The organism is Micromonospora endolithica (assembly GCF_003626595.1).
Classification (GTDB): Bacteria; Actinomycetota; Actinomycetes; order Mycobacteriales; family Micromonosporaceae; genus Micromonospora; species Micromonospora endolithica.
This window is the reverse complement of the sequence record NZ_RBAK01000009.1, coordinates 34538-46626: the sequence shown is the minus strand read 5'-3', so window position 1 is coordinate 46626 and position 12089 is coordinate 34538. Positions and strand designations below refer to the sequence as shown.

11 protein-coding genes are annotated in these 12089 nt (G+C 75.0%); 1 reads left to right on the top strand and 10 read right to left on the bottom strand.

The features are described from left to right. Positions 1 to 64: 64 nt before the first annotated feature. Positions 65 to 331: a 30S ribosomal protein S20 gene (gene rpsT / locus D7223_RS21630; RefSeq protein WP_120730249.1), complete on the top strand. Its 267-nt coding sequence runs from the start codon at positions 65 to 67 to the stop codon at positions 329 to 331. A 148-nt stretch (positions 332 to 479) separates the two neighbouring features. On the opposite strand, the gene D7223_RS21625 is transcribed toward rpsT, so the two are convergent. From D7223_RS21625 to pepN, 10 genes are all read right to left on the bottom strand, one after another. Next, a complete protein-coding gene (locus D7223_RS21625) occupies positions 480 to 953 on the bottom strand; it encodes a hypothetical protein (RefSeq protein ID WP_238162152.1) in 474 nt (157 codons plus the stop codon). Then, positions 950 to 1930: a DNA polymerase III subunit delta gene (gene holA / locus D7223_RS21620; protein WP_120730248.1), complete on the bottom strand. Its 981-nt coding sequence runs from the start codon at positions 1928 to 1930 to the stop codon at positions 950 to 952. Before holA ends, D7223_RS21625 begins: the two co-directional genes overlap by 4 nt. A 121-nt stretch (positions 1931 to 2051) precedes the next feature. After that, entirely contained in the window at positions 2052 to 4550 is a 2499-nt protein-coding gene (locus tag D7223_RS21615; RefSeq protein WP_238162151.1) for a ComEC/Rec2 family competence protein, read from the bottom strand. Continuing rightward, entirely contained in the window at positions 4547 to 5572 is a 1026-nt protein-coding gene (locus D7223_RS21610; protein ID WP_238162150.1) for a ComEA family DNA-binding protein, read from the bottom strand. The genes D7223_RS21615 and D7223_RS21610 overlap by 4 nt, the downstream gene beginning before the upstream one ends. Positions 5573 to 5697: 125 nt before the next feature. After that, positions 5698 to 6456, bottom strand: coding sequence for an SDR family NAD(P)-dependent oxidoreductase (locus D7223_RS21605; protein WP_120730247.1), 759 nt, complete (start codon positions 6454 to 6456; stop codon positions 5698 to 5700). Positions 6457 to 6723: 267 nt separating this feature from the next. Next, on the bottom strand, positions 6724 to 7581 hold the full coding sequence (locus D7223_RS21600) for a DegV family protein (RefSeq protein WP_120730416.1): 858 nt from the start codon (positions 7579 to 7581) through the stop codon (positions 6724 to 6726). Positions 7582 to 7673: 92 nt separating this feature from the next. Then, complete coding sequence (locus D7223_RS21595; protein WP_120730246.1) at positions 7674 to 8345, bottom strand: histidine phosphatase family protein; 672 nt, start codon at positions 8343 to 8345, stop codon at positions 7674 to 7676. Further along, the gene (gene rsfS / locus D7223_RS21590) at positions 8342 to 8749 is read right to left on the bottom strand and encodes a ribosome silencing factor (RefSeq protein ID WP_120730245.1); all 408 of its coding nucleotides are present in this window, start codon (positions 8747 to 8749) and stop codon (positions 8342 to 8344) included. The genes D7223_RS21595 and rsfS overlap by 4 nt, the downstream gene beginning before the upstream one ends. Before the next feature lie 110 nt (positions 8750 to 8859). Then, on the bottom strand, positions 8860 to 9456 hold the full coding sequence (nadD, locus tag D7223_RS21585; RefSeq protein WP_120730244.1) for a nicotinate-nucleotide adenylyltransferase: 597 nt from the start codon (positions 9454 to 9456) through the stop codon (positions 8860 to 8862). Positions 9457 to 9510: 54 nt separating this feature from the next. Further along, positions 9511 to 12030, bottom strand: coding sequence for an aminopeptidase N (gene pepN / locus D7223_RS21580; protein ID WP_120730243.1), 2520 nt, complete (start codon positions 12028 to 12030; stop codon positions 9511 to 9513). Positions 12031 to 12089 lie beyond the last annotated feature (59 nt).

The following is a 12089-nucleotide window of genomic DNA, read 5'->3' as shown; positions in this document are numbered from 1 at the left end:
CGATGACGCATGCTCTTCGCGCGCCCAAGCTGACCAACCCGAGCTAGTTAGACGAGGCTGTCGCGTGGCGAACATCAAGTCCCAGATCAAGCGCAACCGGCAGAACGAGAAGCGCCGGCTGCGGAACAAGTCGGTCAAGTCGTCGCTGAAGACCGCCGTCCGGAAGTTCCACGAGGCCGCCGAGGCCGGTGACGTCGAGAAGGCCACCGCCCTCATGCAGGAGGCGTCGCGCAAGCTGGACAAGGCGGTCAGCAAGGGCGTGATCCACTCGAACCAGGCCGCGAACCGCAAGTCCGCGATCGCCAAGCGCGTGGGTTCGCTCGCCGCCTGACGCGACGGGTCGATTCTGACCGTGAAGCCCCGGGGCGACCCCCCGGGGCTTCCGGCTGTCCGCCCCCGGGCGTGGCCGGTCAGGGTGCGGAGATCCTCGAACGAAACGGCCCCCCGAAGGGCCGGACAGCCGACCGTCCCGGCAGCTGTCAGCGGTGGTGGGGCCTTTCCGGCCGCCGCGCGGAGTCCGGGTGGTCACCCAGGGCCGTGCCGGTGGACCGGAAGCCGGCCGGCGGCGGATCCGTCGCCACCACGACGCCCGGCACGCTGTGCCGCATCCAGTCCACCCGGGCCGTGCCGATGGCCGGTTCCATCTGTTGGCGGAAGCGGTCCCGCTCCTGCTCGGGCACGAGCGCGGCGGACCGGACGACCCGCTCCGCCACCATGTCGTTGACCTTGACCATGGCGGCCACCGTGGCCGGCAGGATCAGCAACGACCACCAGGTGACCAGCTCGGCCAGGGCGAGCAGGGCGGCGAGCGCCACCGCCCCTTCGAAGAAGACGAAGCAGAGCACCCCGCCGGGGTTGACGACGCGTAGCCGCAGGACCCGGGCATAGAGCGGCCGACCTCGCTCCTCGTCGGCCACGACCGTGGCCCAGTGACCACCGGGTGGTCCGGTCACCGGGCGCCGCCCTGCCGAGCGGCGACGACCGAGAACACGGCCCGCTCCAGCGCGTACGCCCGGTCGTCGGACCCGCCCTTCACCGCCGCGTTGCACTCGGCGGCGGCCCGCATCGCCAGCACCAGTCCCTCCGGCGTCCAGCCGCGCCCCTGTCGCTGCGCCCGCTCGATCTTCCATGCCGGCATGCCCAGGCTGCTGGCCAGCTGGTACGGGCTGCCCCGCCCGGCGGACGCCACCCGCGCCACCGTGCGGACACCGTCGGCCAGGGCGTCGGCGATCGGCACCGGGTCGACACCCACGTGCAACGCCCAGCGCAACGCCTCCAGGGCCGCCGGCACGTCACCGACCATGGTGGCGTCGGCGACCGTGAACCCGGTCACCTCGACCCGCCCCCGGTAGTAGCGGGCCACCGTGTCCGCGCCGATCCGGCCATCGGTGTCGGCGATGAGCTGGGAGCACGCGGCGGCGAGTTCCCGCAGGTCGTTGCCGACCGCCGCGAGCAACGCCTCGGCGGCGTCGTCGGTGCACTTCCCGCCCGCCCGGCGGATCTCGTCGCGGACGAAGGCCACCCGCTCCCGGTGACCCTTCAGCCGGGCCGCCGGGACGACCGTCGCGCCGGCGGCCTTGAGGCCGTCGGCGAACGCCCTGCCCTTGGCCGCGCCGAGGTGCAGCACCACCAGGTGCACGTCCGGATCGGGATTCTTCGCGTACGCCAGCAGGGCCGCGACCAGGTCCTTGCGGGCGTCCTGGCCGGCGCGCAGCACGAGCAGCCGCCGCCCGCCGAACAGGGACGGGCTGAGCATCTCGGCGATCTCACCGACGGTCAGCGACCCGGCCTGGTACTCCCGGACGTCCACGTCCTTGTCGACGGCCCGCACCCGGGAGACGGCCTCGGCAACCGCGCGCGTGGCGAGCAGCTCCTCGTCCCCGAGGACGAGCAGAATGGGAGCGAGGCTGGCGGCGGTCACGCCGCCCATATTCGCACGGCCGGTGGCCGGCACCAGCCTGCTCCCGCGGACTCCGGCGGCACACCCCGCACTCAGCGCAAATCCAGACATTTAGCTTTCTTCATCTGTAAAGCCAGAAATCGGCATCGATCTACCCGCGAACGGATCCCGGCCGGACCCCCCGCACCACCACGGCCAGGCCGCTTCCCGCGACGACCACCGCTGCGTCACCGTCGGTGTCGGTACGCAACACCCGCGCCCCGCCCCTGCTCAACCTGCTCAGGACCGCCGGATTGGGATGGCCGTACGTGTTGCCCGCGCCGACCGGCACCAGGGCGACCGCCGGGCGGACCGCGTCCAGGAACGCCGGATCCTGGTAGGCCGACCCGTGGTGGGCCACCTTCAACACGTCCGCCCGAAGACCGCCCGGCGGCGGATGGTCCAGCAGGGCCCGCTGCTCCTCGGTCTCGGCGTCGCCGGTGAGCAGAAGACGAACCCCGGCGACCGTGGCGCGCAGCATCAGCGAGTTGTTGTTCGGGTCGGACCGGGTGCCGCGCAGCGGGTACGGCGGACCCACGACCGTCAGCTCCACCGCACCGGCCTGGTACCGCCAGCCCGCCGGTGCGGTCCGCACCTCGGCGGCACCCGACGCGGCGGCGGCGTGCACCAACTCCCGCCCGACGGCCGGGTCCGGCCACGACGGGGTGAGCACGACGCCGACCCGCCGACCCCGGAACACCCCCGCGACGCCACCGGTGTGGTCGACGTGGAAGTGACTGACCACCAGCAGCGGCACCTCGCGTACCCGAAGATCGCGCAGGCACCGGTCCACCGCGCCGGGATCCGGCCCGGCGTCCACCACCACCGCCCGGCCCGGCGCCACCGGCAGCACCACCGTGTCCCCCTGGCCCACCGCGCACGCGGCGACCACCCAGTTCGGCGGTGGCCACCCACCGGCGACCAGGCGTACCGGCAGGGCCCCGAGCACCACGGCGACCGTGATCACCAGCACCAACCGGCGGAGCACCGGGTACCGGGTGGCGACCAGCAGCCCCGCGCTCACCGTGGCCAGCAGCACCGCCCCGGTCACGCCGTCCGGCCAGGGCAGGGTGCCGGCCGGCAGCCGGGCCCCGTACCGCGCGACGGTCACCAGCCACCACGCCGGCCAGCTCGCCAGCCAGGCCAGGAACTCCGCGCCGGACGGCCAGACCGGCGACAAGGTCGCCGCCGCCACCCCGAGCACGGTCGCCGGGGCGATCGCCGGCACCGCCAGCAGGTTGGCCGGCACCGCGACCACACTGACCGTGCCGGAGATCCCGGCCACCACCGGCGCACAGGCGAGCTGCGCCGCCGCCGGCACCGCCAGCGCCTCGGCCAGTCCGGGCGGCACCCCCCGGTGGCGCAGCGCGTCCCGCCACCGTGGCGCCAGCAGCAGCAGTCCCCCGGTGGCCAGGACGGACAGCGTGAAACCGGCGTCGCCGGCCAGCTCCGGGTCGACCAGCACCAGGACGGTGACCCCGGCCGCCAGCGCGGGCAACGCCGCGCGGGGCCGGCCGGCGGCCAGCGCGGCCAGCCCGATCGCGCCCATCGTGGCCGCTCGGACGACGCTCGGCGAGGGACGCACCAGGATCACGAAGCCCACCAGGGCCACCCCGCAGAGCCCGACGGCCAGCCGGGGACCGGCCCGGGCCCACCGCGCGGCCAGCAACACCGCACCGACCACGATGGCCACGTTGGAGCCGGAGACCGCGTTCAGGTGGGTCATCCCGGTGGCGAGGAAGTCCTCCTGCACGGTCGGCAGGAGGTGGCTCGTGTCCCCGACCACCAGGCCGGGCAGCAGCCCACCCGGCTCGTCCGGCAGGGGTGCGCAGGCCCGTTGCAGACCCGCGCGGAGCACTCCGGCGGCCCGCTGCGCCGCCGGCGGCGTCGCCGGGCGGACCGGCCCTCCGGTGGCATTGAGCACGGCGGCGGTGAGGTCACCGCCGCGGGGCGGGGCGAGCCGGCCCCGGGCGGTCAGCCGCTGCCCGGGCAGCAACCCTCGCCAGCCCGGATCGGAGGCCAGCACGAGGACGCGGACGGACACGTCGACCCGTCGCCCGTCGGCACCGGTCAGGCTGACCGACCGGGACGGCACGAGCAGGGTGGCCGGACGTCCCACCACGCCCCGCACCGGACGCGGGTCGTCGCGGACGACCAGTACGGCGGTGACCACGGCGCGCGCCTCGACCAGGGACCGGACCTCGGCGGCGTCCCGGACGGCCGACCGCGCCGCGGTGGCGCTCGCGCCGCACACCACGCCGACGAGTACCGCCACCAGCGCCCAGCCGGACCGCCGGACCGGCGTCGACGGGCGGCCGAGGACACCGGCGAGGTGCAGTGCCACCAGGGTCCCCGCACCGGCGGCGGCCACCGCCACGAGCCCGGTGGTCGACGCCGTCAGGTGCAGGCCGGCCAGTGCGGCGAGCCACGTCGCCCCGGCCAGCCCGGCCAACCGCAGGTCCGGTGGACCCGCCGCCCGACCGTCCGCCGCGTGACCGTCACCCGCGTCGTCCCCGCCCCGGCCGGCGGCCCGGGTCGCCCGGGCCGGCGACGGAGCGAGGGCGGCCGGGGTGGCCCGGTCGGCCGGGATCGACGGTCGGCGGATCCTCACACCGTCACCAGGTCCTTGAGTTGCTCGTAGCGGGCGTCGCCGATGCCGTCGACCTGACGCAGGTCACCGACCGAGCGGAAGCCGCCCTGTTGTTGGCGGTGGCTGAGGATGCGCTGGGCCAGCACCGGACCGACCCCGGGCAGGGCGTCCAACTGGGCCAGGGTCGCCGTGTTGAGGTTGACCCGGCCGCCGGGACCCGGCGGACCGGCGTCCGGACCCGGCGGACCGCCCGGAGCGGCCCCGGCACCGGGTGGCGCCATCCCCGGCGGTGCGGTGACACCGACCAGGATCAGTTCCCCGTCGACGACCTTCCGGGCCGGGTTCACCATGGCCACGTCGACGCCGGGCAGCGGGCCACCGGCCGCCGTGACGGCGTCCCCGACCCGGGCGCCCGCGGGGAGCCGGACCAGCCCGGGCCGGCGTACCTTGCCGGCGACCGCCACCACCAGTTCGGCGGCCGGGTCGGTGCTCGCGTCCTGGTCGGGTGCGAGCGGTGACCCGACCGGGGTGGCGCTCGCCGCCGTACCGACCGCTTCGGTCTGCGGACGGGCCCGCCACGCCCAGAATCCCGCGCCGAGCACCACCAGGGCGGCCAGGACGGCGAGAGCGCGCACTCCCCGACGCCCGGGGTCGAACGCCGAGGGGCCGGACAGGCGGCGCGCCACCGGAGCCGCGTCGTCGTCACCGGACGCCCCGGACGGAGCGGGCACGGACGGAGCGGGCACGGACGGGCCGGATCCGAACGCGCCGGGTGCGGGCGTCCCCGAGATCGACCGCACGGATCCGGACGCGGGTCCCGACCCGGACGGGTCCGTTGCGGTGAACGGCGGGCCGCCGGGCCCCTCCGGGCACGCCATGGGCGGTTGCCTGTCCGAGGACGGCAGGTGGTCGCCCGCCGCCACGGCGAACCGGAGCGGGGTGCCCCGCGTCGGGCCGGCCGGCACCGCGCCCCGGGCACCGTCCGGTGCCGGCATCAACCGGCGCAGTCGCTGCCGTACCACCGTCTCGTCGTCGTCGGACACGGGCCGAGGCTAGGAGCGGCGCACCGTGCCTCGCCGGTCTCCGGGGTCACGCTGTGGACGACGGGGCCACCTGTGGACAACCGCCTGATCTTGTCGAACTGTGCTAGCGCGCCCTCCCGGGCAGGTCAGCGCGCCTCCGGGTCGAGGCCCAGGACGGCGCGTCCACCGTCGACCGGCAGGATCGCGCCGTTGACGAAGCTCGCCGCCGGGGAGAGCAGCCAGGCCACCGCCGCCGCGACCTCGTCGGTCCGGCCGATCCGACCGACCGGGTGCAGCCGTCGCAGTTCGGCGTCGACCCACTCCGCCTCGGCGGGTTCCCGGGAGGCCAGGAAGGCGGCGTGCCGCTCGGTGGCGATCGAGCCTAGGGCGACGGCGTTGCAGCGTACGCCGTGCGGTCCGTACTCGACGGCCAGCGCCCGGGTCAGCCCTTCCACGGCGGCCTTCGCGGTGGCGTACGGCAGGGCGCCCGGCACCGGACGGCGGGCCTGGTGCGACGAGACGTTGACGACGGCACCGGGGCTGCCGGCGGCGAGGAACCGGCGGACCGCGACGGCGGCGCCGACGACGGCGGGACGCAGGTTGGCGGCGATCAGGTCGAAGACCTCCCCCGCCGACGCGTCGTGCACCGAGGCGTCGCGGAACGACGCCGCGTTGTTCACCCAACCGGTGAGCTGGCCGGCCAGGTCCGCGGCGTGGGCGGCCACCCGGTCGTCGGCGGCGTCGCCGACCACGGCCGCCAGCCGGTCCGCCGCCGGATGCTCACCCACCCAGGCCACCGCCTCGGTGTCCCGCTCCACGACCACCACCCGGCCGCCGTCGGCGAGCAGCCGTTCCACGATCGCGCGGCCCACGCCGCGCCCGCCCCCGGTCACCACACAGGACATCCGACGACCTCCGCTCCGGCCGGCGACACGGCCCACCGCCCGACGCTAACCCGCGCCGGGGGCGCCCGCCCGGCATCGACCAGGCCCGGACCGCCCCGCGGCTGCTCGGGCCAGGTCGGCGCTCGTTGGGCCCGCCCCCCGGGGGAAGATCGACTCGCCCTCGGTGATGTCGGGGCCTCGAAGCGTCACGGATACCTCGACATCAGTAAAGACGAGTCGATCATGCCCGGCACGGCGACGGTGCCGGGGACGCGACGAGCGACCGGGTCAGGACCCGGGGAGTCGGCGGTGTACGACCACGCACGCCAGGCCGGGACCGGCGTGGGCGGCGACGACGGCACCGGCCTCGGAGACGTACGTGTCGCGCAGCCGGTCACCGAGCCGGTCGGTGAGGGCCTCCCGGAGCGCCTCGGCCCGTTGCGGGGCGGCGAGGTGGTGCAGGCCGAGGTCCACCTCGGCGTCGCCGGCAGCCTCGACGGCGAGGTCGACGAGGCGGGCGACACCCCGGCTGGCGGTACGCACCTTGTCCTTGAGCACGATCGCCCCGTCCGGCATGTGCATGATCGGCTTGACCGAGAGGGCGGTGCCGAACAGCGCCTCGGCGGCGTTGATCCGGCCACCTCGACGGAGGAACTCCAGCGTGTCGACGTAGAAGAAGATCGTGGTGCGGCCGATCGCGTCGACCGCGGCGTCGCGTACCTCCGGCACGCCCAGGCCCCGCGCGGCGGCCGTGGCGGCGGCGACGGCGGGAAAGCCGACCCCCATGCCGCAGGAGCGGCTGTCCACCACCGCGACGCGCTCGCCGAACTCGGCGGCGGCCAGCCGGGCTCCCTCCACCGTGCCGGACAGCTCGCCGGACAGGTGCACCGAGACGACCCCGTCGGCGCCGGAGTCGAGCAGGTGGCGGTACGTCCGGGCGAACTGCTCCGGGGCGGGCCGGGAGGTGCTCACCGACACCCGTCGGCCGCTCAGCGCGCGGGTGGCGTCCGCGGGGAAGGTCTCCACCCCCTCCAGCCCCTCCGCGCCGTTGAGGACGACGGTCAGCGGGACCACAGTCATGGGGTGGGTGAGCAGCAGGTCGGGCGGGAGGTAGGCGGTGGAGTCGGTGACGACCGCGACGGGCATGACCGGCACGCTAGCCGATCCGGCCCGGGACCGCCCGGGCCGGAGGGACGGCATCGCGCCGGAGCCGGACCGGGACCGCGCCGACCGGACGGTCAGACCGCGTCCGGGGACGCGGAGCCGGCGGCGCCCGCCGGGACGGCGGCACCGGCCGGCACGGGCGCGGTGAGCACACCCACGTTGTGCGCGCGCAGGTGCCAGCCACGGACGTCGTTGCGGCGCAGCTCGGTCCAGTGGCAGTTGGACAGCGACCCGACGGTACGCAGCACGGTGTGGTCCCACCCGAGCAGGTGGCCGACGCCCTGCCGGGCGCCGCCGCCGTGGGTGGCGACCACCACGGTGCCACCGGGGGCCGCGTCGGCCGCCTCCTGGAACGCCGCGCCGACCCGCTTGCCCAGGTCGTCCAGGCTCTCGATGCCGGAGCCCGGGTCGGGGTCGCCGGCCCGCCAGCGGGCGAACTCGTCGGGGTGCCGTTCGGCGGCCTCGGTCAGGTAGAGCCCCTGCCAGAGCCCGAAGTGACGCTCCCGCAGCCGCGGGTCGGTGCGGACCGGCAGCCCGGTGACGGCGGCCAGCGCGGCGGCGGTGTCCGCCGCCCGGCTCAGGTCGCTGGCCACGATGGCGTCCGGGCGCAGGGCGGCGAGCAGCGTGGCGGCGTCCCGGGCCTGCTGCCGGCCGAGGTCGTTGAGGGGTACGTCGGTCTGCCCCTGGACCCGGCTGGCGGCGTTCCAGTCGGTGTTGCCGTGCCGCCAGATGATCAGGCGGGTCATTCGGCGGTGGAGGTGGCGCCGGACTCCGCGTCGACCAGGTCGCGGTCGACGAACGGGATGGTCGGGCAGTCCTTCCAGAGCCGGTCGAGGGCGTAGAACTCGCGCTCCTCGGTGTGCTGGACGTGCACCACGATGTCGACGTAGTCGAGCAGCACCCACCGGCCGCCCCGCTCGCCCTCGCGCCGGATCGGCTTCGCCTTCTCCGGCAGTTCGAGCAGGCGTTCCTCGATGGCGTCGACGATGGCCAGCACCTGGCGCTCGTTCGGGGCCGAGGCGACCAGGAACGCGTCGGTGATGGCGAGTTGGTCGCCCACGTCGATGATGACGATGTCCTGTGCCTTCTTGTCGGCCGCGGCCTGGGCGGCGGCCATCGCCAGCTCGTGAGCGCGTTCCGAAACTGTCACCGTTCTCCTTCGATCAACCGTACGACCCCCCAAGCCTCTCACACACGGCGGCGTACCGACTCGTCAGTTGTGGCGCGTTAGCGGCATCAACCGATCGATAGCGGGACGTATCACCGCTGGTAGAGGCGCCGCTTGGCGATGTACTGCACCACACCGTCGGGAACGAGGTACCACACCGGCTCCCCCCGGGCCACCCGGGCGCGGCAGTTCGTCGACGAGATGGCCATAGCCGGGACCTGCACCAGGCTGACCGTGTCGGCCGGCACGTGCTTGTCGGTCAGCTCGAAGCCGGGCCGGGTCACCCCGACGAAGTGCGCCAGCTCGAAGATCTCGTCGAGGTCCTTCCAGGAGAGGATCCGCTCCAGCGCGTCGGCGCCGGTGATGAAGAACAGCTGCGCCTTGGGCCCGTACTCGCGGTGCAGGTCGCGCAACGTGTCGACGGTGTAGGTCGGGCCGCCCCGGTCGATGTCGACCCGGCTCACCTGGAAGCGCGGGTTCGACGCGGTGGCGATCACCGTCATCAGGTAGCGGTCCTCCGGCGGGCTGACCGGCTCGTCCGCCTTCTGCCAGGGCTGCCCGGTGGGAACGAAGACGACCTCGTCCAGGCCGAACCGGTCGGCCACCTCGCTGGCCGCGACGAGGTGCCCGTGGTGGATCGGATCGAACGTACCGCCCATGATCCCGATCCGCCGGATGTCTTCCTCCACTCCGCGATCCTAGGCCGCCGCGGGGCAGGGCGAGGCGGGGCGGGGGCGGAGCGGTCAGGCGGAGGCGGCGGCGACGGCGGTGCGGGCGACCAGGGCGCGGCGCAGGTCGTCGTCCGCGTCGGTCACCACCCGGCGCAGGCCGGGCGTGACGTCGTCGCGGGCCAACAGCGCCGCGGCCGCCTCCCGGGTGGTCTGCGCCACGGCGTAGCGGGGGAACGCCAGGCCCGCGACCCGGTCGGCCACCCAGGGCGTACGCGCCCGCGCGGCGGCCGGCATGTCCGCGAAGTACCGGGGCACGTACGCGGCGGTCAGCTCGGCCTGCTCCGGATGCCAGAAGCCGCCGGCGGTCGCCTCCACCAGCCGGTTGGACAGCGTGGTGTCCGACACGACGATCCGCCAGGCGGCCTGCTTGGCGTCGGCGTCGGGCAGCGCGGCCCGGCAGCCGGCGGCCCGCTCGGCGCCGGCCGCGCTCGGGTCGGCCGCGGCCTCGGCGGCGATCTCGGTCGCACCGGCCGCGCCCAGCACGACCAGCCGGCGCAGGACCGACCAGCGCAGCTCGGTGTCGACGGCCAGGCCGGCCGGTACCGCCCGGCCGGCGAGCCAGCCGGTCAGCAGGTCGACGTCGGTGGTCGCGGCGATCCAGCCCCGGGCGGCGGCGAGCTGCAACGACTCCCCGGCCGGCGCGCCGTCGAGCAGCGCCCGGCAGGCGTCGGCGACCTGGGCCAGCGCGGCGGCGCGGGCGAGCGGGTCGAGGTAGCGGTCGATCAGCGAGCGGCTCAACGTCAGCACGTCCTCCGCGATCACCACCTCGGTCTCGGCGGGCAGCGCCGCCGCGACGAGCCCGACCACGCCGGTGGCCACCGGACGTTCGGAGTCGGTGGCGGCGTCCAGCGCCTCGCCCCAGAGCAGCGCCCGGGCCAGCGGGTCGGCCAGGCCGGGCAGGACCAGCGGCACCGCCTCGGCGGACGCCGGATCGAGACGGATCTTGGCGAACGTCAGGTCGCCGTCGTTGGGCAGCAGCAACCGGGCGGCCGGCGCGCCGGCGAGGTCGGTCAGCACGGTACGGCCCGCCTCGGCGTCCGGGTCCAGGTCGACCTCGGTGCGGGTCACGGTGCCGTCGGCTCCGTACCGGCCGACGCCGATGCGGTGCGGGCGCAGCACCGGGTACGCCTCGGGGGCGGTCTGGGTCACCGCCACCTCGGTGTACCGGCCGTCCGCGTCGACGGTCACCTCGGCGCGCAAAGTGTTGACCTGCGCGGTACGCAGCCACCGCTGCGCCCACCCGGCCAGGTCCCGCCCGCTCGCGGTGGAGAGGCTGCCGAGCAGGTCGTCCAACGTGGCGTTGCCGAACCGGTGCGTGCTGAAGTGGGCGTTGAGGCCGGCGAGGAACGCCTCGTCGCCCAGCCACGCGACGAGCTGCCGGAGCACGCTGGCGCCCTTGGCGTACGAGATGCCGTCGAAGTTGAGCAGGCCCTCGGCGGCGTCGGCCACCTCCTCGGGGGCGACCGGGTGGGTGGAGGGGCGCTGGTCGGCGGCGTACCCCCAGGCCTTGCGACGCATCGCGAACGTGGTCCACGCCCCGTCGAAGCGGGTCGCCTCGGCGGTGACCCGGGTGCCCAGGTACTCCGCGAAGGACTCGTTCAGCCACAGGTCGTCCCACCAGCGCATGGTGACCAGGTCGCCGAACCACATGTGGGCCATCTCGTGGGCGATCGTGGTGGCCCGCAGCTCCCGCTGCGAGTCGGTGACCGCGGAGCGGAAGACGTAGTCGTCGCGGAAGGTGACCAGGCCGGGGTTCTCCATCGCGCCGGCGTTGAACTCGGGCACGAACGCCTGGTCGTACTTGCCGAACGGGTAGCGCTCGTCGAACAGCTGGTGGAAGCGGTCGAGGCACTGGGTGGTGATGGTGAGGATCTCGTCGATGTCCGCGTCCAGGTGCGGTGCCAGGGACCGGCGGCAGTAGACGCCGAGCGGGATGCCGTCGTGCTCGGCGCGGCGCACGTGCCACGGACCGGCGATGAACGAGAAGAGGTACGTGGACAGCGGCGCGGTGGTGGCGAACTCCCAGCGTCCCGCCGTCGGGGTGGCGGCCGGCGCGCCGTTGGCCGCCACCGTCCAGTGCTCGGGTGCGGTGACCGTGAGGGTGATCGGCGCCTTGAGGTCCGGTTGGTCGAACGCGGCGAAGATGCGCTGCACGTCGTCCAGGAAGGACATCGCGTAGAGGTAGGTCTCGCCGTCGGCCGGGTCGACGAAGCGGTGCACCCCCTCGCCGGTGTTGGAGTACGCCATCTCCGCGTCGACGGTCAGCGTGTTCTCCTCGGCCAGCCCGGTCAGCGCCAGCCGGTTGTCGTCCAGCGTGGCGGGGTCCAGGTCGGCGCCGTTGAGCCGTACCCGATCCAGGGTCGCGGGCTTGACCTCGACGAACGTCTCGGCCCCGGCGGCGGCCCGGAACCGGATCTCGACGTGCGACCGGAACCGGTCGCCGTCGGCGGTCAGGTCCAGATCCACCCGGTACGACTCGACGGTGATCGACGCGCCACGCGCGGTCGCCTCTACACGGCTCAGGCTCGGCATCCGCTTATCCTGCCCGATGGGGATCCATCCCCGGTCCCCGTGACCCCCTGGCACTGGAG

Excerpts from the sequence above, each read along its gene's own strand:
- holA (WP_120730248.1), bottom strand. The coding sequence starts at position 1,930 with ATGGGCGGCGTGACCGCCGCCAGCCTCGCTCCCATTCTGCTCGTCCTC.
- D7223_RS21605 (WP_120730247.1), bottom strand. The coding sequence starts at position 6,456 with ATGTCCTGTGTGGTGACCGGGGGCGGGCGCGGCGTGGGCCGCGCGATC.
- D7223_RS21600 (WP_120730416.1), bottom strand. The coding sequence starts at position 7,581 with ATGCCCGTCGCGGTCGTCACCGACTCCACCGCCTACCTCCCGCCCGAC.
- D7223_RS21595 (WP_120730246.1), bottom strand. The coding sequence starts at position 8,345 with ATGACCCGCCTGATCATCTGGCGGCACGGCAACACCGACTGGAACGCC.
- pepN (WP_120730243.1), bottom strand. The coding sequence starts at position 12,030 with ATGCCGAGCCTGAGCCGTGTAGAGGCGACCGCGCGTGGCGCGTCGATC.